This is a genomic window from Enterobacter sp. SGAir0187 (assembly GCF_002952735.2).
Lineage (GTDB): Bacteria > Pseudomonadota > Gammaproteobacteria > Enterobacterales > Enterobacteriaceae > Enterobacter > Enterobacter quasiroggenkampii.
The window spans coordinates 1,001,828-1,025,211 of record NZ_CP025034.2 but is presented as its reverse complement, the minus strand read 5'-3'; the positions used below and the strand labels follow the sequence as shown (position 1 = coordinate 1,025,211).

Sequence of the window (23,384 nt, the reverse complement as noted above, 5' to 3'; positions counted from 1 at the left end):
ACGAATAAATTTATCAGGAAATAAAAATGAAATTTATGAAGCCTAAATATCTGGCGCTTTTTGTTGCCGCGGCAACAAGCTCAGTATTTGCAGCGGCACCGGGTACACCTACTATTAGCAGCGGCAACGACAAATTTGCGCTGGTAGAAGTAGACCAGGCGGCACAGGACTACAACAGTCTCGTCAAAGTCCATAAAGATGGTGTGGATGTGAAGGTTGAGTGGAACGTCTGGAGCGGCGATGCGCCTACCTCAGCGAAAGTTCTGCTCGACGGCACCACCGTCTGGACCGGCGCGGGCAGCGCATCTGGCTCCGCTACCTTCAAAGTGAAAAAAGGCGGACGCTATCAGGAGCAGGTTGAACTCTGTAATGCCAGCGGCTGCACCAAAAGCGCCAGCAAGCTGATTATCGTTGCGGACACCGACGGTAGCCACCTGCTGCCGCTGAATGCCCCGATGCAGGAGAACAACAAAACCTTCGCACAGCATACCGATAAAGTCGTCGGTGCTTACTTCCCTGAGTGGGGCGTGTACGGCCGTAACTTCCCGGTGGATAAAATCCCTGCGGCTAACCTGAACCACATTCTGTATGGCTTTATCCCTATCTGCGGCGGCGACGGTATCAACGACAGCCTGAAATCCATTGAGGGTGGCAACAGCTTTGAAGCCCTGAAACGCGCCTGTAACGGCCGTCAGGACTACACTGTGGCTATCCACGACCCCTGGGCTGCCCTGCAAAAACCGCAGGCCGGCGTCTCCGGATGGGATGACCCGTACAAAGGTAACTTTGGTCAGCTGATGGCGCTGAAAAAAGCCCACCCGGGCCTGAAGGTACTGCCGTCTATCGGCGGCTGGACCCTGTCAGACCCGTTCTATCAGATGAACGATCCGGCCATTCGCGCCCGTTTCGTCTCCTCCGTGAAAGAATTCCTGCAGACCTGGAAGTTCTTTGACGGCGTGGATATCGACTGGGAATTCCCGGGCGGCGGCGGTGAGAACGCAGCATTGGGTAACCCACAGCAGGATAAGGCAACCTACACTGCGCTGATGCACGACCTGCGCGCAATGATGGATGAGCTCTCAGCACAGACCGGCCGTACCTACGAACTGACCACGGCGATTGGTTCCGGTAAAGATAAGATTGAAGATGTGGACTACACCACGGCACAGCAGTATCTCGATCATATCTTCCTGATGAGCTACGACTTCTACGGCGCGTGGAGCAACACGGTTCTGGGCCATCAGGCGGCGCTGCATGCACCATCATGGCGTCCTGACACGGATTACACCACCGAAAACGGCGTGAATGCGCTGCTGCAGCAGGGCGTACAGCCAGGCAAAATTGTGGTGGGTGCAGGCATGTATGGTCGCGGCTGGACGGGCGTACACGGCTACACCGGTAACAATCCATTCACCGGTACCGCAACAGGTCCGGTGAAAGGCACCTGGGAATCGGGCGTGGTTGACTATCGTCAGATCGTTAACGAGTACAAAGGTAAGCCAGGCTGGGAATACGGTTACGATGCTGACGCGGAAGCACCTTACGTCTTCAACAAGTCAACCGGCGACCTGATCTCTTACGAGGATGCGCGCTCCGCTGCGGCAAAAGGCAAATACGTTCTGGCCAACCACCTGGGCGGTCTGTTCTCCTGGTCTATTGACTCTGACAACGGCGACATTCTGAATGCGATGAACGAAAGCCTGCTGGGCGGCTCGACTCCGGTTGAACCGGTGGTCACTAACCACGCGCCAATCGCGTCATCTGCCGATCAGAACGTCTCTGGCCCGGCAACCGTCACGCTTGATGGCTCTGCTTCCAGCGATCCAGACGGCGATGCGATCACCTACAAATGGACCCAGATCTCGGGTCCATCGGTGGCCCTCACCAACAGCACCAAAGCGAAAGCAACCTTCAACGTTGCGGCAGCGACTAGCGACCAGACCATGGCGTTCCGCCTGACGGTAACGGATGCAAAAGGCCTGAGCAACGCGATTGATGTGCAGGTTGTGAACAAAGCGCCGAAAGCGAACCAGGCACCTGTGGTGAACGCCATGGAAGCGGTGACGCTGCAGGCCGGTGAAACCTACGCTCTGCACGCGCAGGCTGCCGATCCAGACGGTGATGCGCTGACTTACGCCTGGAGCGTTCCGGCGGATATGCACGCGACCGGTACTGATACCGCGAACGTGACCATCACTGCGCCAGAAGTGACCGCAACCTCTACCTACACCCTGAGCGTAGTGGTAGGCGACGGTAAAACCAGCGTGCAGTCTAACGTACAGGTGACAGTGAATCCGAAACCGGCTGACGTTACGCCACCGGCTGATGAGGTTACCCCACCTTCTGATGAGGTTACCCCACCTTCTGACGAGGTTACCCCTCCGGCTGATGACGTGACTCCGCCATCCGAGGAAGGCACTGCAACCGGTAGCTGCGACGCGCCTGTCGATGCTAACGCCAGCAAATATGCCGCGTGGGATGCCAGCAAAATCTACAACAATGGCGATACCGTCAGCTTCGACCATCTGGTGTGGAAAGCGAAGTACTGGACCCAGGGCAACCAGCCTGGCTTCGGTGTGGATGCGTGGGAGCTGGTCAGCAACGTGAAGATGAACTGGCGTTCTGACCTCGTCTATAACGGCGGCGAAACCACCACCTACCAGGGCAACGTATACCGTGCCAAATGGTGGACACGAGGTGATAACCCGGCTAACAGCGATGTCTGGGTGAAAGAAGGTCCATCAACCGACTGCAAATAATCTGGCCCGGTAAACACTCACCATCCCCGACGGGGTGGTGAGTGATTCAAAATTCATTTTACAGGATGTTGCTAAGGAGAAATCACTGACGCTTACAGCAGGTAAATATGAAAAATGTAATGTTGTTGTTATTGATAATAAGCCAAAGCGCACTGGCGAACTGTTGGGACAGAGCCGCACACTATTATCATATCGATCCTTATTTATTGTATGCCATCGCCAACGTTGAATCCGGCATGAACCCGTATGCGGTTGGGCAAAATCATGATGGCACGCGTGATGTCGGGCTAATGCAAATTAATAGCTCTCATTTTGCGCAGCTTGAGAGCAGGGGGATTGATGAATACCGGCTGATGACCGAGCCCTGTACCTCCATCATGGTCGGCGCTTCCATCCTGTCCGGGATGATTAAGGTCTATGGCTATAACTGGGAGGCGGTAGGTGCGTATAACGCCGGGTTAAAAAAAGAAAATTATCCGCAACGCATGAAATATGCCCATAAAGTCTGGGCGAAATATCAGCAGTTGAAATTAGCGGCACGTTATTAAGGTTTTTTATTTTTGAAGAATTCCCGAGGGTGTTCTTCGAAAAGTGAAAACAGCTGTCTGTGGTTTATTTATTAACGGATTAATACATAAGCCGGGATTTAACTTTAACATTAACTTTAATTAACAGGAATACTGAAATGAATAAAAGGACGTTACTGAGTGTACTCGTTGCCGGCGCATGCGTAGCACCGTTTATGGCGCAGGCTGCCTCGCTGCAAGCGACCACCAGTGAACCATACACCATGAAAGCCAGCGATCTGGCGAAGAAAGAGAAAGAGCTGACCAGCTTCCCGCTGATGGCCTCTGTGAAAGAGACCATCCAGACGCTGGACAATGCGCAGGTGGAAATGATTGAGCCAGGCCGCGCGGCGAACCCGGACAACGTGAAGCGCGTTGAAGGGATTGTGAAAGCCAGCGACTGGGAATACCTCTTCCCGCTACGTGCCCAGGCATACACGTACAGCAACTTCCTGAAAGCGGTGGGCAAATTCCCGGCGCTGTGTAAGACCTATAATGACGGTCGTGACAGTGACGCGATCTGCCGCAAAGAGCTGGCGACCATGTTTGCGCACTTTGCCCAGGAAACCGGCGGCCACGAAAGCTGGCGTCCGGAAGCCGAATGGCGTCAGGCTCTGGTTCACGTGCGTGAAATGGGCTGGAGCGAAGGCCAGAAGGGCGGCTATAACGGCGAATGTAACCCGGACGTCTGGCAGGGCCAGACCTGGCCGTGCGGTAAGGATAAAGACGGCGACTTCCTGAGCTACTTCGGTCGCGGTGCGAAGCAGTTGTCCTACAACTACAACTACGGCCCGTTCTCTGAAGCGATGTACGGTGACGTGCGTACGCTGCTCGACAAGCCTGAGCTGGTGGCGGACACCTGGCTGAACCTGGCGAGCGCGATCTTCTTCTTCGCCTACCCGCAGCCGCCAAAACCAAGCATGCTGCAGGTTATCGACGGCACGTGGCAGCCGAACGATCACGATAAAGCCAACGGGCTGGTCCCTGGCTTCGGCGTGACCACTCAGATCATTAACGGCGGTGTTGAGTGCGGCGGCCCGACTGAAATTGCCCAGTCTCAGAACCGTATCAAGTATTACAAAGAGTTCGCGAACTACCTGAAAGTGCGCGTTCCGGCGAACGAAGTGCTGGGCTGCGCCAACATGAAGCAGTTCGACGAAGGTGGCGCAGGTGCGCTGAAGATTTACTGGGAACAGGACTGGGGGTGGAGTGCGGATACGCCAAGTGGTGCAACCTACTCCTGCCAGCTGGTGGGCTACCAGACGCCGTTCAGCGCCTTTAAGGAGGGTGACTACAGCAAGTGCGTGCAGAAATTCTTTAACGTGAATATCGTTAACGACGATGGTTCTGCCACCACGCCGGACGAAACCCCGGTAACGCCAGCGCCGACGCCAGCAGAAGATGAAACCCCGGCACCAGCGCCGACGCCGGATGAAACCCCGGCAGAACCTGCCGCGGTGAACCATGCCCCGGTTGCGCACATTGCTGGCCCAATTGGTGCTGTTGAAGCGGGAGCGCAGGTTTCTCTGAGCGCGGAAGGTTCTACCGATGCGGATGGCAACAAGCTGACCTACACCTGGCGTTCACAGGATGGCCAGACCGTGACCGGTCAGGATAAAGCGGTGGTGACCTTCAAGGCGCCAGAAGCGGCGACGGCTCAGCAGATTGAAATCAGCCTGACCGTCAGCGATGGTGAACTGAGCAGCACCACCTCTTACCTGCTGAACGTGAAAGCGAAAGCATCAACGCCTTCTCAGGATGACGGTGCTTACCCGGCGTGGAGCGCGAACAGCAAGTACAACGCAGGTGATATCGTGAACAACCACGGCAAACTGTTCCAGTGCAAACCGTTCCCGTACAGCGGCTGGTGTAACAACGCCCCGACATACTATGAACCGGGCGCAGGTCTGGCATGGTCTGATGCCTGGACGGCATTATAAACAGCAAACGGCAACCCTCGGGTTGCCGTTTTAGTGTCTGCACCCTCTCCCCGTGGGGTGAGGAATCCCCAGTAATTTTATACCTGAAGCGATGCATGTGACTTCAGGAAAATGAATGGCTTACAGCGATGCCCTGGTCCGGCTGTAAATCGCTGAGGCGTTTCCTGTAGGCCGGGGCGAGGCGCATGGATGCGCCGAGAGGGCGGGCTTTACAGGGACGTTACCTCCGCCCGTCCCCGAAAAGCCGGAAGGAATAAGCCGAAGGCACCGCGAAGCGGCGATTTACCGCCGGGAGCCCGGGTCGCCAGGGCGGTGGCGATTGAGCCGCCCTGGCACGTTCACCGGCCATGTCCTTACAGAGTAGCAAGGAACATAAAGTGAACGGAATGACCACCAGAGCCGTATGTTCCCCCTCACCCCAGCCCTCTCCCTCAAGGGAGAGGGGGTCGTCCGTGCTGGTATTATTTTGTGGGGATTCCTCAGCCCCGTGGGAGAGGGGCGGGGTGAGGGCATCAGGCCGCACACTCTGTCTTTTGCCGGGTGGCGCTGCGCTTACCCGGCCTACATGAGGCTGGAAGCTTACCGGTGCAACTTCCCGTGATCCCGTAACCACGCCGCCGTGCGCATAATCCCTTCATCCAGCGTTACAACCGGTTTATACCCCAGCTCATTCTCCGCCCGCGAAATATCCAGCGTGAAGTCAAAGTTGAGTTTAGAAACGCCGTAATGCGTCAGCGCAGGCTCTTTGGCTGATTTACTGCCAAAGCGCTCCATGCTGCGGGCAATCATATCCAGCATGGGATAGGGAACAGAACGGATACGGCAGTCGATCTGCAGCTCGTCGATCAGCCGCTGCACAATGCTGCGCAGCGTGCACGGTTCGCCGTTAGTGATGTTATAGGCGCGACCGGAGATCAGCTTATCGCAGTCCGGCTGGCTGGCCAGCCACATGGCGTGAACGGCGTTTTCGTAGTAGGTCATATCCACCAGCGCATCGCCGCCGCGCGGCAGCAGCACGCTGCCGTAGTGGTGCATCATCTGCGCCAGACGGGGAATAAATACCTTGTCGTGCGGCCCGAACAGGCTCTGCGGACGCAGGACCGTAAAGCGGGTATGCGGGTTTGACTGCGCCAGCAGGTCAATGACCTCTTCGCTGGCCGCCTTGCTGCGGGCAAATTCACAGGCAAAGCGGGCAGGGCGGAAATCTTCCTGCACGTCACGATGGTGGTGATAGTCGAAATAGAGCGACGGGGAGGAGATATGAATAAAGTTACGCACGCCCCAGGCAACGGCCCATTCACCCAGACGGCGGGTGGCCCGCACGTTGGCGAGATCGAAGGCTTCCTGGGTCCCCCACGGGGAGGTAAAACTGGAACAGTGCCATAGCGTGTCGATACCGGCGAGCATCACTTTCGCCTGCGAGGAGACGAGCTCCGTCAGGTCGGCATGGACAAACTCTGCGCCCATTTTTTGCAGCAGTTTACCCATCGCTTCGTTGCGACCGGTGGCCCTGACGCTGATGCCCTTGTTTCGCAGAAATTCGACCGCATTTCGGCCTAAGCCGCTGGTCGCCCCGGTAACCAGTACCTTCATAACTATCCACTGTGTTGAAAAGAATTTCGTGCGCATTCTTTCGTGAATTACGATGTGTTGCAATGGGAAAGGTGAAAGAAAGAGAGTTTTATTTAGATCTTTTCCGTCTTTTGTTCCGCCCGTTGCGCAATGCGTTTCGCCATTCCCCGGAAGATAAACAGGTGGGCAGGGATCATCAACAGCCAGTAGAACAGACCCGGCATTCCGTGCGGATGCCACCAGGCGCGCACGTCCAGTTCACGATGGTCGCCTTTGTCTTTGAGGGTAAAGCAGAGCCGGCCAAGTCCCGGGGCTTTCATGCCGAACAGCAGCGCCAGCTGTTTTTCCGGCTCGACAATGATCACCTTCCAGCTGTCGACCGCATCGCCCACCTCAAGATACGGGCGTGCCGGACGGCCTTTTGCCAGCCTGTGCCCCACCAGCAGATCCATTGCCCCGCGCGTTTGCCAGAGGATATTGCCGAAGAAATAACCGTCTTTGCCGCCAATCTGGTTCACCACTTCCCACAGCGCGGCCAGGCTGGCGTGGGTTTTCACCGTGCAGCCCGCCTGTTTCGGGTAATAGCCGTACTCCGGGCGCCAGCGGGCAAACGCCTGGGCGTCGTAACCCCAGTCGCTGGAGTTCACCAGCTGCTCTTCTTCTTTCAGCGTATTGCGCACGGCATCGTCAAAGCGGATCAGGTCCTGGGGAATGAGTGCCCGCAGTTCGCGATCGTCCGCCAGCAGATCGTGCTTTAACCCCTGGATCAGCGCTTTGGCGGTCGTAGGCGGCACCGAGGTGATCACATTCAAAAACCACACCGAAATCCAGCGGGTCGGGAAGGGGATGGGGATGAGCCAGCGGCGGCGACCGCTGACGCGCATGAAATGTTCGAACTGCTCCTGATAGCTCAGAACTTCGGGGCCAGCAGCTTCCAGCACGCGGTGTTGTGCCGCCGGGTGATCCAGCAGGGCCACCAGATAATGCAGCAGGTTCTCCAGCGCAATCGGCGTGGTGCGCGAACGCACCCAGCGCGGCGGCGTGAGCACCGGCAGGTTGTAGACCATATCGCGCATCACTTCGAAGGCGGCGGAGCCTGCGCCGACGATAATGCCGGCACGCAGTTCGGTGACGGGGATATTTGCTCCGCGCAGGGTTTCAGCCGTCAGCTGGCGGGCGCGCAGGTGATCGGACTGCTCGTGTTCAGGTGCCTGGAGAGAGCTTAAAAAGATCACCTGCTTCACCGGCGTTTGCAGAAGGGCATCGCGGACGTTCATCGCCACCTGACGCTCGTGGGCGATAAAATCCCCGCCTTCGCCCATGCTGTGCACCAGGTAGTAAAGCGTGTCGACCCCGTCCAGCAGCGCGGGAAGTTCCTTCGGCCAGTTGAGGTCAACGTTGTGGCAGGTGACACCTGGAAAACTGAGTTTTTGCAGACGTTCGGTGTTGCGTGCCGCTGCCAGCACCTGGTGCCCCTGCTGGCTTAACGCCGCGGTGAGATGCTGACCGATATACCCGCTGGCGCCGAGCACCAGAATGCGTTGCGGCACGTGATGCTCCTTATCGCTGTAAAAACGCCTGCCAGTGTTTTACCACGTCGGCCAGCTGCTCGCGGTTGACGTCGAGATGCATGACCAGACGCACCACAGGTGAGGCGTTGATCAGCACGCCACGTGCTTTCATAAACTCGCCAAGCGCAGCGGCGTGGTCATCGCCCACGCGGACGAACAGCATGTTGGTGTCGTGGCGCATCACGTCGGCGCCAATTTCACGCAGCTGCGCCGCCATCCACGCGGCATTGTCGTGATCGTCCTTCAGGCGCGCCACGTTGTTTTTCAGGGCATACAGCCCCGCTGCCGCCAGAATACCCGCCTGACGCATGCCGCCGCCGGTCATTTTGCGCCAGCGGTTCGCGCGTTTGATGTAGTCCGCGTTGCCCACCAGCAGGGAACCCACTGGCGTGCCCAGCCCTTTAGAGAGGCAGATGGTGAACGAGTCGCAGTATTGCGCAATTTCTTTCAGCTCGCAGCCGTACGCCACCACGGCGTTGAAGATGCGCGCGCCGTCAACGTGCAGACCGAGTTTACGCTCACGCGTGAATTCCCACGCCGCCTTCAGGTATTCGCGCGGCAGGACCTTGCCGTTGTGGGTGTTTTCGAGGCTGAGCAGACGGGTGCGGGCAAAATGAATATCATCAGCTTTGATTTTCGCCGCGACTTTATCAAGGGGCAGAGTGCCGTCCGGCGCGGCGTCAATCGGCTGCGGCTGAATGCTGCCGAGCACCGCGGCACCGCCGGCTTCGTAGAGGTAGTTATGCGCGCCCTGGCCGACGATATACTCTTCACCGCGCTCGCAGTGGCTGAGCAGCGCCACCAGGTTAGCCTGCGTACCGGTTGGCAGGAACAGGGCAGCTTCCTTACCGCTCAGTTCAGCCGCGTAGCGCTGTAGTTCGTTGACCGTCGGGTCATCGCCGTAGACGTCGTCCCCGACCGGGGCGGCCATCATCTCTTCGAGCATGGCGCGGCTCGGGCGGGTTACGGTATCACTGCGTAAATCAATCATGGCATGTCCTTATATTTAAAAAGGCGATGCCAGATGTTTTACCTGAGCCAGTTGGTTTTTGCCAGTTCGATCACTTCGTCACCGCGCCCGCTAATGATGGCGCGCAGCATATACAGGCTAAAGCCTTTGGCCTGTTCCAGCTTGATCTGCGGCGGGATCGCCAGCTCCTCTTTGGCGACGACGACATCCACCAGCACCGGACCGTCAATGGAAAAGGCGCGCTGCAGGGCTTCATCCACCTCGGAAGCTTTCTCCACCCGAATGCCCGTGATGCCGCAGGCCTCGGCGATGCGGGCAAAGTTGGTGTCGTGCAGCTCGGTGCCGTCCGTCAGATAGCCCCCGGCCTTCATCTCCATCGCCACGAAGCCCAGCACGCTGTTGTTGAAGACCACAATTTTCAGCGGGAGCTTCATCTGCACCACCGACAGGAAATCGCCCATCAGCATGCTGAACCCGCCGTCGCCGCACATCGCCACCACCTGGCGCTCCGGCGCTGTCGCTTTTGCGCCCAGCGCCTGCGGCATGGCGTTGGCCATCGAGCCGTGGTTGAACGAGCCGAGCAGGCGGCGTTTGCCGTTCATCTTCAGATAGCGAGCGGCCCAGACGGTTGGCGTGCCTACGTCGCAGGTGAAGATGGCATCGTCGTCCGCGAAATGACTGATCTGCTGCGCCAGATACTGCGGGTGAATGGCTTTGTCGCTCGGTTTGGCGAGATCGTCCAGACCCTTGCGGGCATCGCGATAGTCGCTTAGCGCTTTATCGAGGAACTTGCGATCGGTTTTCTCTTCCAGCAGCGGCAGAAGGGCGGCAAGGGTGGATTTGATGTCGCCCACCAGCGCCATATCGACCTTGCTGTGCGCGCCGATGCTGGCCGGGTTGATATCAATCTGAATGATTTTGGCATCCGTCGGGTAAAACGCACGATACGGGAACTGGGTGCCGAGCAGGATCAGCGTGTCGGCGTTCATCATGGTGTGGAAGCCGGAAGAAAAACCGATCAGTCCTGTCATGCCCACGTCGTACGGGTTATCGTATTCGACGTGCTCTTTGCCGCGCAGGGCGTGAACGATTGGCGCTTTCAGCTTACCGGCAAATTCCAGCAGCTCCTTGTGCGCGCCCGCGCAGCCGCTGCCGCACATCAGGGCGATATTGCTGGCGTAACGCAGCAGCTGCGCCAGCTTTTTCAGCTCCTCCTCGGCTGGCGTCACCACCGGCTGCGGCGCGTGATACCAGTGGGTGCTGGCCCCTTCCGGCGCGGCCTTGAGCGCCACGTCGCCCGGAATAACGACCACCGAAACGCCGCGATTCAGCACGGCCTTGCGCATGGCGATCGCCAGAACCTGCGGGATCTGCTCCGGGGATGAAACCAGTTCGCAATAGTGGCTGCATTCACGGAACAGCTCCTGCGGATGCGTCTCCTGAAAATAGCCACTGCCAATTTCGGAAGAGGGGATGTGGGCGGCAATCGCCAGCACCGGCACGTGATTGCGGTGGCAGTCGAAGAGGCCGTTGATCAGGTGCAGGTTACCCGGCCCGCAGGATCCGGCGCAGACGGCCAGTTCACCGGTAAGCTGTGCTTCAGCGCCTGCGGCGAAGGCGGCAACCTCTTCATGGCGGGTGGGCATCCATTCGATGGTCTTCATCTTGTTGAGGCTGTCGCTGAGTCCGTTCAGGGAATCGCCGGTTACGCCCCAGATACGTTTTACGCCAGCCTGTTCGAGCGTTTTCGCTATATATGCAGCCACGGTTTGTTTCATGGTTGTCCGTCTCCTTTTTGTGATAACGCTTACAAGCTTAGAAGAAAGTCTCCGTATTGCCCGTCAAATCCCCCCAATTAAAAGGTGCTTTTCACGCGCAACGCTTCGGCATAATCTGATGATACCTCAGTGAAAACAGGAATCATTTCAAATGGTTAAATCATTGTTAATTGCTGTTAATGAAAAGCTATCGTGCGACGATCTTGGCAAACTCTTGTTACGACTTGCCGTCGGCGGGCTGATGCTCTTTCACGGTTTGCACAAGCTGTTTGGTGGGGTGGGCTTTATCAGCGGCATGCTGGTGGAGAAAGGGCTGCCGGGGTTTATTGCCTACGGCGTGTTGATTGGCGAAGTGGTGGCGCCGATCCTGATTATTGTCGGGCTCTTTACGCGCCCGGCCGCGCTGGTGCTGGCGTTTACGATGATTGTGGCGTGGCTGATGGTGGGAATGGGAGAAACGCTCGCCCTTGATAAGGTTGGGGCATGGGCGATTGAAAGCCTGGTGTACTTCTTTATCGGCTCGCTGGCTGTCGCGTTTTTAGGGGCAGGGCGCTTTGCGGTAGGGAAAGGTCCGGCGTGGCGGTAGGGTTGTTGTAGGTCGGGTAAACGCAGTGCCACCCGACAAAAAGCCCGGTGGCGCTGACGCTTACCGGGCCTACGAACGTTTATTGTTTATGCGAGGACCAAATCCCCCTGTGGATGACACGAACATGCCAGCACGTAACCCTCGGCAATTTCCGCGTCGGTCAGCGTCATGGTACTGGTGACGGTGTACTCCCCGGAAACCACCTTCGTCTTACAACAGCCGCACACGCCCGCGCGGCAGGCCGCCGCTACCGGCACCTTGTTGCTTTCCAGCGCCTCCAGCAGCGTGGTCCCCACGCGGCCAAAGAAGGTCTGCGCAGGCTGCAGTTTGGTAAACGTAATCCCGCTGGTTGCTGCTTCTGCCACCGGCGTGAAAAACTGCTCTTTGAAGAAGCGGGTCACGCCGAGCGCTTTCACTTCTTCTTCCACGATAGACATGTACGGCGCCGGGCCGCAGGTCATCACGGTGCGGTTCGCCATATCCGGCACGCTTTGCAGCAGCTCGCGGCTCAGGCGACCGGGCACAAAACCGTGCGTCGCGTTGTGCTCAGCCACCAGCGTCACCGGATAATCACGCCACTCCTCGGCAAAAATCACATCCTCCGGGGAGCGCACGCTGAAGATCACCTGCACGTCGGCCTGCGGGCGGTTTTTTGCCAGCCAGCGGCGCATTGACATAATCGGCGTCACGCCACAGCCTGCCGCCAGCAGCAGGAATTTCTCTTCCGCTTTGTCGTCACAGGTGAATTCACCCTGCGCATCGGACAGCCAGATATAATCCCCGCGCTTCACGTCCCGGGTCAGCCATTCTGAACCGGCTCCGCCTTCAATGCGACGGACGGTAAGCGTGATGTACTCGCTCACGCCCGGCGTGGAAGAAAGGGTGTAGGCGCGCAGGGTGTCTGCCGAATGGCGAACGCTAACCAGCGCATACTGACCCGCACGGTACGGATAGTAGTCGTGGCACAGCAGCGATAGCGTCCAGACATCCGGCGTCTCCTGATGGATGTGATGAACCTGCATGCGCCACGGGCAGTGTGAGGTTGGCATGGTCATGAGTGACTCCTTACGCGCTCAGCAGTTGCTTCATATCGTCTTCAACGTTGGTCACGGAGCGCAGACCGAATTTTTCATTGAGCACCGCCAGCAGCTCCGGCGTCAGGAAGCCTGGTGCGGTCGGGCCGGTCACGATATTGGTCACGCCCAGAGAGAGCAGGGTCAGCAGGATGACAATCGCTTTCTGCTCAAACCACGAGAGCACCAGCGACAGCGGCAGGTCGTTCACGCCGCAGCCCAGTTTCTCCGCCAGGGTAACGGCCAGAATGATGGCCGAATAAGCATCGTTACACTGGCCCGCATCGATCAGGCGCGGCAGGCCTTCGATGTCGCCGAAGTCCAGCTTGTTGAAACGGTATTTTCCGCACGCCAGGGTCAGGATCAGGCAGTCTTCCGGCACGCGGGTGGCGAAATCGGTAAAGTAGTTACGCTCGCCACGCGCGCCGTCGCAGCCGCCGACGAGGAAAATGTGGCGCAGCTTTTCACGGCTGACGAGGTCAATCAGCGAATCGGCGGCACCGAGCAGGGTTTCACGACCGAAGCCGACGGTGATCAGGTGCGGGATCTCGCTGTACGGGAAGCCAGCCATCTGCTGCGCTTGCGCTATCACCGGACCGAAATCGTCACCTTCAAGATGGCTCACGCCCGGCCAGCCGACGATGCTGCGGGTCCAGATGCGGTCGTCATACGCGCCCACGGTCGGGTCGATGATGCAGTTAGAGGTCATCACGATAGGGCCAGGGAAGCGGGCAAATTCCACCTGCTGGTTCTGCCAGCCGCTGCCGTAGTTACCGATCAGATGTTTAAACTTGCGCAGCTCCGGGTAGCCGTGCGCCGGCAGCATTTCGCCGTGGGTATAGACGTTAACGCCGGTGCCTTCGGTCTGTTTCAGCAGATTGTAGAGATCTTTCAGGTCGTGGCCGGAAATCAGGATGCACTTGCCTTCGGTCGCTTTAACGTTGACCTGCGTTGGCGTCGGGTGGCCGTAGGTGCTGGTTTCACCGGCATCCAGGATGCTCATCACGCGGAAGTTCATCTGGCCGATTTCCATTGAGCACTCAAGCAGGGCATTCATATCGGCAGGCCAGGTGCCCAGCCACGCCATGATTTTGTGGTACTGGGCGTAGATGTCGTTATCGTACTGACCGAGCACGTGCGCGTGCTCCATATAGGCTGCCGCGCCTTTCAGGCCGTACAGGCACAGTAGGCGAAGGCCGAGAATGTTCTCGCCAATCGCCGCTTTGTCTTTATTCGGCGTGAATTCTGCCGCCTGACGCTGGAGGTCGCCCAGATCGTCGCTAGCCAGCTGAAGGTCTGACATCGGGTTTTCCACGCGGGCGCTGGCATCCGCCTTGTGGCACTGCGCCTTCAGCGCTTCACGCAGGGCAATGGCTTCGCGGGCATAGCCAACAATGCGCGGAGAGTCGAAGTTAACGTTGGTCAGTGTGGAGAAGAAGGCGCGCGGGGTGAAGCTGTCGACGTAGTGGTCGATGATGCCATATTCGCGGGCTTTAAACGCCCAGGCGGAAAGGCCTTGCAGGGCCGCAATCAGCAGATCCTGCAGGTCAGATGTTTCTGCGGTTTTGCCGCACATACCCTGTGCGTAAGAGCAGCCATTGCCTGCCGGGGTACGGATGGTTTGTTCACATTGCACACAAAACATAATCACACCTGTTAAAGTTATATTTAATATACATGTTTAAGGTTATGCCTGTGCCAGAACGGTGAAAAGGGCTTTTTACTACAAAATAGAGGGAGATTGATTTAGCGCAATTTTGGCGGCAGGAACCCTACCGCCAAAGAAGTATCAGGCCGAGAAGACGGCCATCAGAACCGGAACCAGCAGGCTTAAAATAAAGCCGTGAACGATGGCAGCGGGCACCATCTCCAGCCCGCCAGAGCGTTGTAACACCGGCAGGGTAAAGTCCATCGACGTCGCGCCGCACAGGCCCAGCGCGGTAGAGCGGCTACGGCGAACCAGTCCCGGGATCAGCATTATGGCGATCAGCTCGCGCGCCAGATCGTTAAAGAAGGCGGCGCTGCCGATCACCGGACCGAATGATTCGGTCAGCAAAATACCGGAGAGGGAATACCAGCCAAAACCTGACGCCATCGCGAGACCGGTTTTCAGCGGCAGGTCGAGAATGAAAGCGTTAATCACGCCCGCCACCATGGAGCTGGCGATAACAATGACCGCGACCATCATTCCCCGACGGTTCAGAACAATTTGCTTCAGCGTCATGCCATTATTTCGCAGCTGGATACCGATCAGGAACAGCAGGAAGATCAGCGTATATTCACTGGCCTCTGTTGCGTGCTGTAAAAACGCCCAGCCGGTCAGCCCAAGAAGAAAACCGAGCACCACGACGCCGCACAGTTTTAATGATTCCAGCGCCATCGCAATTCGGGAAGGCAGCTTTTCCTTATGATGATGGTTTTTCCACGGAACGGTGCGCTCAAGCCAGAATAATGCGGCGATATTACACAGCAAAATAACCACCACGGTGACCACCGAATAATGCAGGATGGAAAGCAAATTCGTCGCCAGATTATCCAGGAAGGCCAGGCTTATCCCCATAAAGAAAAGAATGACGTAAACAATCCAGCTGAGAAAACGGTTGATGAGCCGTAATGCGGATTCTCTGTGCAGGGGAATAAGGTAACCCACAATCAGGGGCAGCAGAATAATGAGGAGTCCTGAAAACATGAACAGCCGGTCCTTTTGAGTATCTGTTGAGCGCCAGAGACACTACCCAATAAAGGCTGTCAGGTAAAGGAGCAATAAAAAAGCCGGGTGGCGGCTGCGCCTTACCCGGCCTACAAAGTGCACTCTAACGTAGGTCGGGTAAGCGTTAGCGCCACCCGACACCGCGCTCGATTAATCGCGTTTTTCCAGCAGGGTGCGGTACAGCACGCCGCCCAGGATACCGCCGATAATTGGCATCACCCAGAACAGCCACAGCTGTTGAAGCGCCCAGCCGCCCTGGAAGATGGCGACGGCGGTACTGCGTGCCGGGTTAACGGAGGTGTTGGTGACCGGAATCGAAATCAGGTGAATAAGGGTCAGCGCCAGACCAATCGCAATAGGGGCAAAGCCTGCTGGCGCGTGTTTGTCGGTTGCGCCGTGGATCACCAGCAGGAAACCTGCGGTCAGCACAATTTCAATCACGATGGCAGACAGCATGGAATAACCGCCCGGAGAATGCTCGCCAAAGCCGTTAGAGGCGAAGCCGCTGGCCGCCGCGTCGAAGCCAGCTTTACCGCTGGCAATCACGTACAAAACGCCCGCTGCGATAATACCGCCCACCACCTGAGCGACAATATAACCAATCACCTCTTTCGCCGGAAAACGCCCGCCCGCCCATAAACCTAACGTCACTGCCGGGTTAAAATGACCGCCGGAAATATGCCCCACGGCAAAGGCCATGGTTAATACGGTTAAGCCAAATGCCAGCGCGACGCCGACAAAACCAATACCTAATTCCGGGAATGCTGCTGCCAGAACGGCGCTACCGCAGCCACCAAATACCAGCCAGAATGTACCAAAGCATTCTGCTGCCAATTTTCTAAACATAACCACCTCAAAATAATTTTCCACGCGTTTTCCCGCGCGCGGGATATATCGCCATAAAGGGATGACGACTCAAAGAGCCCGTATTTTAAAAACCAACAACATCCCTTCGCCACTTAAATAAATTCGGTTAATTTGATTTAAGGCAATGTGATGTCAATCCTTGTTCAAATCAGCGGTAAATAGAGCATAGTTCAAATCCCGCAAGGGTGAATGTTCTGCTGTCGTGCCAGGGTTCCTGCCGCTATACTGCTGATAACTTAAAGGAAAAAGTGATCATTTCGCGGGGGATTTATGCTTCTCGAACGTGTGGAAATTGTCGGGTTTCGCGGTATTAACCGCCTGTCGCTGCAGCTGGAACAGAACAACGTCCTGATCGGTGAGAACGCGTGGGGTAAGTCCAGCCTGCTGGATGCGCTGACGTTACTGCTTTCGCCCGAAGACGATCTGTATCACTTCGTTCGCGACGATTTCTGGTTCCCGCCCGGCGACGTGACGGGGCGCGAGAAGCACCTGCATATCATCCTGACCTTCCGCGAATCCGAACCCGGACGGCATCGGGTGCGTCGCTTCCGCCCGCTGTCACCCTGCTGGGTGCCGTGCGATGACGGCTTCCACCGGATTTTCTACCGGCTGGAAGGGGAGATGGCGGAAAACGAGGGCGTGTTGACCCTGCGTGATTTTCTTGATGAGAAGGCCAGCCCGATCCCGCTGGACAATATCGACGATCTTGCCCGCCACCTGATCCGCCTGATGCCGGTGTTACGCTTGCGCGACGCGCGTTTTATGCGGCGTATCCGTAACGGTACCGTACCGAATATGCCGGAAGTGGAAGTCACTGCCCGCGAGCTGGATTTTCTGGCAAGAGAGCTGGTGTCGCGTCCGCAGAATCTGACCGACGGTCAAATTCGTCAGGGGTTGTCCGCAATGGTACAGCTGCTGGAGCACTATTTTTCCGAGCAGGGAACGTCGGAGTCGCGCCATCGCCTGATGCGCCGCCGCTCTCATGACGAGCAGCGCAGCTGGCGCTACCTCGATATCATTAACCGGATGATTGACCGGCCCGGCGGTCGTACCCATCGGGTGATTTTGCTGGGGCTGTTTTCAACGCTCCTGCAGGCTAAAGGCACCGTTCGTCTTGACCGGGACGCCCGGCCGCTGCTGCTGGTGGAAGACCCGGAAACGCGCCTGCATCCCATCATGCTCTCCGTGGCATGGCATCTGCTGAACCTGTTGCCGCTCCAGCGCATTACGACCACCAATTCCGGTGAATTATTATCGCTAACGCCGGTAGAGCACGTCTGTCGTCTGGTGCGTGAATCTTCCCGCGTCTCCGCCTTCCGCTTAGGGCCGGGGGGATTGAACGCGGAAGACGGGCGGCGCATCGCGTTTCATATTCGCTTTAACCGCGCGTCGTCGCTCTTTGCCCGCTGCTGGCTGCTGGTGGAGGGAGAGACGGAAACCTGGGTCATCAACGAACTGGCGCGCCAGTGCGGCCACCATTTTGATGCGGAAGGCATTAAGGTGATTGAATTCGCCCAGTCGGGATTAAAGCCGCTGATCAAATTTGCCCGCCGGATGGGGATCGAGTGGCATGTGCTTGTCGACGGTGATGAGGCGGGCAAAAAATATGCCTCGACCGTGCGTAGCCTGCTGAATAACGAGCGCGAGGAAGAGCGCGACCATTTAACCATGCTGCCCGCCATGGACATGGAGCACTTTATGTATCGTCAGGGGTTCGACGACGTATTCCACCGAATTGCCATGGTGCCGGTCGATGTCCCGATGAACATGCGGCGCGTGATCGCCAAAGCGATTCATCGTTCTTCAAAACCGGATTTAGCCATTGAAGTGGCGACGGAAGCGGGGAGGCGGGGCGTGGAGGCGGTGCCGACCCTGCTGCGGAAAATGTTCTCCCGCGTGCTGTGGCTGGCACGCGGGAGAGCGGATTAACGTTGAGTCGCCTGGTTCACCTGCTGAATCAGGCTATCCAGCAGCGCGTAGCGGCGGCGATATTCGGAACGCTTTTTGCTCGCGATCTCTTCCATCGGTTTGCGCGGCATGACGAGGGGCAGCATAAAGTTGCCGCTATCCTGCTTTTCACCGCCGATGGAGATCCAGAAACTGTCGTAATCGGCCAACAGTTTCCCCTCTTTTTTCTTGCGGTAACGCCAGCTGCGATAAATATGGGTGTCGTTACTGACGGCGACAATCTGTTCTACCGGGAAGGCGGTGCCGAGGGTCATGGCGGCTTCGACCAGCAGACGTTTCGGGAAAAGACCATGGCAGGCCTTCGTCGCACCCTGGATCAGCTCATGGGGAACGTGGGCTTTTGCGCCCTGCAGGCCGCCGATAAACAGCGTCGATTTTCCCTCAAACTGGCACAGGGTGAAGGTCATCTCGGCCAGCACCGTATTCTGATGGTCGCAGAAGGCGAGGGTGGCTTCCCCTTCTTTATCCAGAAACGCATCGGCGCACAGGCGGACGGTAAATTGCTCTTCATCTTTACCGGTTAAGGTGAGCAGCGTGAAGCCCTTTTTCGACAGATAGCCCGAGAGCAGCGATGCCGGCATATGGCGGCTCATCGTTTGATAGTGCCAGTTAAGGGACTCGAGGGCCTGCTGACGATTCATATTCACCGTCAGCCAGGGGCGATGCAGACGGCACGGCAGTCCTGGCTGTACCTGCAGCATTTGCATCAGGCTCGGCTGTTTTGCAAGGCTCGTCAACAGGCGAGCGGTACTTACCGGCGTCGCCAGCGAACGTAGCATGAATTTACGTCGATAGGCGGGGTTTTGCCACGCCAGCCCTGGCGTGAGCTTACCGGAAGCCAGATGACTGAAGAGCTGCCAACCCGATGCAGGCTGTGGCAGGTTTGAAAAAGGTGTATCGACGATGGAAGACATGTTAGATCCTGCTTCTTGATGAAGATTTCCATTTCAGCAGGCGAACGTTCAACGTCTCGTAAACAAATTGTGACGATTTCGGAGAAAAGGGGTTTTGTTGAGGAGTCGTTTAGATAGAATCAGCATTTATCATTGCCAGAACATTTATTTGGAATATTTATGAACCTCAAGGGAAAACGCAGAACGCTGTTTCTGCTGCTGGCGGTCGTGGTGTTAGCCGGTGGATACTGGCTATGGCAGGTGCTGAATGCGCCGGTGCCGCAGTATCAGACGCTGATTGTTCGCCCGGGCGAACTGCAGCAAAACGTCCTCGCGACGGGCAAGCTTGATGCCCTGCGCAAGGTTGACGTCGGCGCGCAGGTCAGCGGTCAGCTGAAAACGCTGTCGGTTGAGATTGGCGATAAGGTGAAAAAAGGCCAGCTGCTCGGCGTGATCGATCCAGAACAGGCTGAGAACCAGATCCGCGAGGTGGAAGCCACGCTGATGGAGCTGCGCGCGCAGCGTGCGCAGGCGCAGGCAGAGCGTAACCTGGCCCAGGTGACGCTGACCCGTCAGCAGGCGCTGGCCAAAACCCAGGCGATCTCGAAGCAGGATTTAGACACGGCCACCACGGAACTGGCGGTGAAGCAGGCGCAGATTGGCACGATTGACGCGCAAATCAAACGCAATCAGGCCTCGCTGGATACGGCGAAAACCAACCTCGACTACACCCAGATCGTGGCGCCGATGGCCGGTGAAGTCACTCAGATCACCACGCTGCAGGGGCAGACGGTGATTGCTGCGCAGCAGGCGCCAAACATTCTGACGCTGGCGGACATGAGCACCATGCTGGTCAAAGCCCAGGTCTCCGAGGCGGATGTGATCCATCTGAAGCCGGGGCAGAATGCCTGGTTTACGGTGCTGGGGGACCCGCAGACGCGCTACGAAGGCGTGCTGAAGGACATTCTGCCGACGCCGGAAAAAGTGAACGACGCCATCTTCTACTATGCCCGTTTTGAAGTGCCGAATCCGAAGGGCGTGCTGCGTCTCGACATGACCGCGCAGGTGCATATTCAGCTGACCGGTCTGAAGAACGTGCTGACCATTCCGCTCTCTGCGCTGGGTGAATCCGCCGGGGAGAGTCGCTATAAAGTGAAAGTGCTGCGCAACGGCGAAACGCGTGAGCGCGAAGTGGTGATTGGCGCGCGCAACGACACCGACGTGGTGGTGGTGAAAGGGCTGGAAGAGGGCGAGGAGGTTGTTGTCAGTGAAAGCCTGCCCGGAGCCGCGAAATGACGGCATTGCTTGAGCTGAAGGACATTCGCCGCAGCTATCCGTCGGGCGATGGCCCGGTGGAGGTGCTGAAGGGCATCTCCCTGCGCGTGGAAGCGGGCGAGATGGTGGCGATTGTCGGGGCATCGGGTTCCGGTAAATCGACGCTGATGAACATTCTCGGCTGTCTGGATAAGCCGACCAGCGGGACCTATCGCGTGGCTGGAACAGATATCTCCACGCTGGATGGCGACGCGCTGGCGAAGCTGCGTCGGGAGCACTTCGGCTTTATCTTCCAGCGTTACCATCTGCTTTCTCACCTCAATGCTGCGCAGAACGTGGAAGTTCCGGCGGTCTATGCGGGCGTCGAGCGGAAAAAACGGCTCGAGCGCGCGCAGATGCTGCTGACGCGTCTGGGGCTGGCGGAGCGGGTGGAGTATCAGCCCTCGCAGCTGTCCGGCGGCCAGCAGCAGCGCGTGAGTATTGCCCGCGCCCTGATGAACGGCGGGCAGGTGATCCTCGCGGATGAGCCAACCGGCGCACTCGACAGCCATTCCGGCGAAGAGGTGATGGCGATCCTGCACCAGCTTCGCGATCAAGGGCACACCGTCATCATTGTGACTCACGATCCGCAGGTGGCGGCGCAGGCGGAACGGATTATTGAGATCCATGATGGCGAGCTGGTCAGCAACCCGCCGCCGCGTGAGTCCAGGGCTGCGGCGCCGAAAGAAGTGCTTCCGGCCTCAACCGGCTGGGGACAATTTTCCAGCGGCTTTCGTGAAGCGCTGACCATGGCCTGGCTGGCGATGGCGGCCAATAAAATGCGTACCCTGCTGACGATGCTCGGCATCATTATCGGTATCGCCTCAGTGGTGTCGATTGTGGTGGTGGGCGACGCGGCCAAGCAGCTGGTGCTGGCCGATATCCGCGCTATCGGCACCAATACCATTGACGTCTATCCTGGCAAAGACTTCGGGGACGACGAGCCGCAGTATCAGCAGGCGCTGAAATACGACGATCTGGCGGCCATTCAGAAGCAGCCGTGGGTCAACTCCGCCACGCCTGCGGTGTCGCAGAACCTGCGCCTGCGGGTGGGCAATGTTGACGTGGCAGCCAGCGCGAACGGCGTCAGCGGGGATTATTTCAACGTCTACGGCATGACCTTCAGCGAAGGCGCCACCTTTAACGCCGAACAGCTGGCGGGCAGGGCGCAGGTGGTGGTGCTGGACGCGAACTCGCGCAGACAGCTCTTCCCCAATAAAGCCAACGTGGTGGGCGAAGTGATCCTGGTCGGCAACATGCCTGCCACGGTCATCGGCGTGGCGGAAGAGAAACAGTCGATGTTTGGCAGCAGCAAGATCCTGCGCGTCTGGCTGCCCTATACCACTATCTCCGGGCGGATTATGGGGCAGTCCTGGCTTAACTCCATCACCGTACGCGTGAAGGAGGGCTACGACAGCGCGCTGGCCGAGCAGCAGCTGGAGCGGCTGTTAACCCTGCGCCACGGGAAGAAGGATTTCTTCACCTGGAATATGGACGGCCTCTTGAAAACGGCGGAAAAGACCACACGTACTCTTCAGCTGTTCCTCACGCTGGTGGCGGTGATTTCGCTGGTCGTCGGCGGCATCGGGGTGATGAACATCATGCTGGTGTCGGTCACCGAGCGAACCCGGGAGATTGGCATCCGCATGGCGGTCGGGGCCAGAGCCAGCGACGTGCTACAGCAGTTTTTGATTGAAGCCGTGCTGGTGTGTCTGGTCGGCGGTGCGATGGGGATTGCGCTCTCGATGATGATCGCCTTCGCGCTCCAGCTCTTTTTACCCGGCTGGGAGATTGGCTTCTCGCCGGTGGCCATTATTACCGCATTCTTGTGTTCGACCTTTACCGGCATTTTGTTTGGCTGGTTGCCCGCCCGCAACGCGGCGCGGCTGGATCCGGTGGATGCGCTGGCTCGGGAATAACCCGAAAATAAAAATGCCAGCCGATCGGGCTGGCATTTTGACTGCGGGATGTACACAATAAAACAGAGAGCTATGCAACCGTCTCTGCTTCAATGGGGACGATAAGGCTTGCATGATTGCCTTTTGGTCCCTGGTGGACATCGAACCGGACGGACTGCCCGGCTTTGAGCGTTCTGTAACCATCCATCTGAATGGTGGAATAGTGAGCGAAGATATCCTCGCCGCCGCCTTCGGGGCAGATGAAGCCAAACCCTTTGGCGTTGTTGAACCACTTAACAGTACCCATTTCCATGCTTCGACATCCTTCGTAAATCTTATAAGTTAAGATGGAATGAACCGGTGGTGGAGTGGGGGCTGTTCAAAACCTCGCCATCTCACGCTTGTACAATTTAGAGAAACGAAAGAAGTCGTCAAGCGTTTGGCGCTGGAGATGGGACAATAATCAACCAAAGTTTGAAGCAGTTAACGCTATTGCAACAGTTTGTGACAGACATCGCGGATGACAGTAATAGATGATTGTTATCTAACATCTGAGGTAGATTCAAAGTGGTTATGCAAAATGGGTAAGACCAACGACTGGCTGGATTTTGACCAGCTGGCGGAAGACAAAGTGCGTGACGCGCTAAAACCGCCATCTATGTATAAAGTTATGTTAATGAACGATGATTACACGCCGATGGAATTTGTTATTGACGTGCTACAAAAGTTCTTTTCTTATGATGTAGAACGTGCAACGCAACTGATGCTTACCGTTCATTATCGTGGCAAAGCTATCTGCGGCATCTTCACTGCCGAAGTGGCGGAAACCAAAGTGGCGATGGTGAACGATTATGCGAGGGAGAACGAGCATCCGTTGCTGTGTACGCTGGAAAAGGCCTGATAAGGCATAAAATTGGGG

Annotated in this window: 18 protein-coding genes; 8 read left to right on the top strand and 10 right to left on the bottom strand. The window is 57.4% G+C overall.

The features are described from left to right. Positions 1–26 precede the first annotated feature (26 nt). From CWR52_RS04945 to CWR52_RS04935, 3 genes are all read left to right on the top strand, one after another. Positions 27–2,759 carry a glycosyl hydrolase family 18 protein gene (locus CWR52_RS04945; RefSeq protein WP_104949006.1) on the top strand — a complete coding sequence of 911 codons (2,733 nt, stop codon included), beginning with the start codon at positions 27–29 and terminating at the stop codon, positions 2,757–2,759. 107 nt (positions 2,760–2,866) lie between these two features. Continuing rightward, positions 2,867–3,307, top strand: a complete 441-nt coding sequence (gene iagB / locus CWR52_RS04940) for a type III secretion system invasion protein IagB (protein WP_104949005.1) — start codon at positions 2,867–2,869, stop codon at positions 3,305–3,307. A gap of 137 nt (positions 3,308–3,444) precedes the next feature. Beyond that, positions 3,445–5,265: a glycoside hydrolase family 19 protein gene (locus tag CWR52_RS04935; RefSeq protein WP_104949004.1), complete on the top strand. Its 1,821-nt coding sequence runs from the start codon at positions 3,445–3,447 to the stop codon at positions 5,263–5,265. 579 nt (positions 5,266–5,844) lie between these two features. Here the strand turns inward: CWR52_RS04935 and CWR52_RS04930 are convergent. The 4 genes from CWR52_RS04930 to poxB all read right to left on the bottom strand — a co-directional run bounded on the left by CWR52_RS04930 (position 5,845) and on the right by poxB (position 11,156). After that, the gene (locus CWR52_RS04930; RefSeq protein ID WP_024907825.1) at positions 5,845–6,858 is read right to left on the bottom strand and encodes an NAD-dependent epimerase/dehydratase family protein; all 1,014 of its coding nucleotides are present in this window, start codon (positions 6,856–6,858) and stop codon (positions 5,845–5,847) included. A gap of 92 nt (positions 6,859–6,950) precedes the next feature. Continuing rightward, entirely contained in the window at positions 6,951–8,387 is a 1,437-nt protein-coding gene (locus tag CWR52_RS04925) for an SDR family oxidoreductase (protein ID WP_104949002.1), read from the bottom strand. Positions 8,388–8,397: 10 nt separating this feature from the next. Then, positions 8,398–9,399, bottom strand: coding sequence for a low-specificity L-threonine aldolase (gene ltaE, locus CWR52_RS04920; protein WP_104949001.1), 1,002 nt, complete (start codon positions 9,397–9,399; stop codon positions 8,398–8,400). 38 nt (positions 9,400–9,437) lie between these two features. Beyond that, a complete protein-coding gene (poxB, locus tag CWR52_RS04915; protein ID WP_023343670.1) occupies positions 9,438–11,156 on the bottom strand; it encodes a ubiquinone-dependent pyruvate dehydrogenase in 1,719 nt (572 codons plus the stop codon). Between the two features lie 151 nt (positions 11,157–11,307). On the opposite strand from poxB, the gene CWR52_RS04910 reads away from it, so the two are divergent. Further along, positions 11,308–11,742: a DoxX family protein gene (locus CWR52_RS04910; protein WP_032649236.1), complete on the top strand. Its 435-nt coding sequence runs from the start codon at positions 11,308–11,310 to the stop codon at positions 11,740–11,742. 86 nt (positions 11,743–11,828) lie between these two features. Here CWR52_RS04910 and hcr read toward each other — a convergent pair whose 3' ends face one another. The 4 genes from hcr to aqpZ form a co-directional block, all read right to left on the bottom strand. Continuing rightward, positions 11,829–12,797: an NADH oxidoreductase gene (gene hcr / locus CWR52_RS04905; RefSeq protein ID WP_104949000.1), complete on the bottom strand. Its 969-nt coding sequence runs from the start codon at positions 12,795–12,797 to the stop codon at positions 11,829–11,831. Between the two features lie 10 nt (positions 12,798–12,807). Continuing rightward, on the bottom strand, positions 12,808–14,460 hold the full coding sequence (hcp, locus tag CWR52_RS04900; RefSeq protein ID WP_104948999.1) for a hydroxylamine reductase: 1,653 nt from the start codon (positions 14,458–14,460) through the stop codon (positions 12,808–12,810). 144 nt (positions 14,461–14,604) lie between these two features. Then, positions 14,605–15,504, bottom strand: a complete 900-nt coding sequence (locus tag CWR52_RS04895) for a lysine exporter LysO family protein (protein WP_104948998.1) — start codon at positions 15,502–15,504, stop codon at positions 14,605–14,607. A 171-nt stretch (positions 15,505–15,675) separates the two neighbouring features. Continuing rightward, on the bottom strand, positions 15,676–16,371 hold the full coding sequence (aqpZ, locus tag CWR52_RS04890; protein ID WP_104950890.1) for an aquaporin Z: 696 nt from the start codon (positions 16,369–16,371) through the stop codon (positions 15,676–15,678). A gap of 291 nt (positions 16,372–16,662) precedes the next feature. Here aqpZ and CWR52_RS04885 point away from each other — a divergent pair, with 291 nt between their 5' ends. After that, positions 16,663–18,321: an ATP-dependent endonuclease gene (locus tag CWR52_RS04885; protein ID WP_104948997.1), complete on the top strand. Its 1,659-nt coding sequence runs from the start codon at positions 16,663–16,665 to the stop codon at positions 18,319–18,321. Here the strand turns inward: CWR52_RS04885 and CWR52_RS04880 are convergent. After that, positions 18,318–19,274 (bottom strand): VirK/YbjX family protein, encoded by a 957-nt coding sequence (locus CWR52_RS04880; protein ID WP_048027158.1) that lies wholly within the window; start codon positions 19,272–19,274, stop codon positions 18,318–18,320. The genes CWR52_RS04885 and CWR52_RS04880 overlap by 4 nt on opposite strands. A 159-nt stretch (positions 19,275–19,433) precedes the next feature. Between CWR52_RS04880 and macA the strand changes: the two genes are divergently transcribed. Further along, positions 19,434–20,549, top strand: a complete 1,116-nt coding sequence (gene macA, locus CWR52_RS04875; RefSeq protein WP_045908400.1) for a macrolide transporter subunit MacA — start codon at positions 19,434–19,436, stop codon at positions 20,547–20,549. Continuing rightward, the gene (macB, locus tag CWR52_RS04870; protein ID WP_045908399.1) at positions 20,546–22,486 is read left to right on the top strand and encodes a macrolide ABC transporter ATP-binding protein/permease MacB; all 1,941 of its coding nucleotides are present in this window, start codon (positions 20,546–20,548) and stop codon (positions 22,484–22,486) included. The genes macA and macB overlap by 4 nt, the downstream gene beginning before the upstream one ends. Before the next feature lie 70 nt (positions 22,487–22,556). Here macB and cspD read toward each other — a convergent pair whose 3' ends face one another. Then, a complete protein-coding gene (gene cspD / locus CWR52_RS04865; RefSeq protein WP_008499993.1) occupies positions 22,557–22,778 on the bottom strand; it encodes a cold shock-like protein CspD in 222 nt (73 codons plus the stop codon). A gap of 267 nt (positions 22,779–23,045) precedes the next feature. On the opposite strand from cspD, the gene clpS reads away from it, so the two are divergent. Continuing rightward, positions 23,046–23,366, top strand: coding sequence for an ATP-dependent Clp protease adapter ClpS (gene clpS / locus CWR52_RS04860; RefSeq protein WP_006174393.1), 321 nt, complete (start codon positions 23,046–23,048; stop codon positions 23,364–23,366). Positions 23,367–23,384 lie beyond the last annotated feature (18 nt).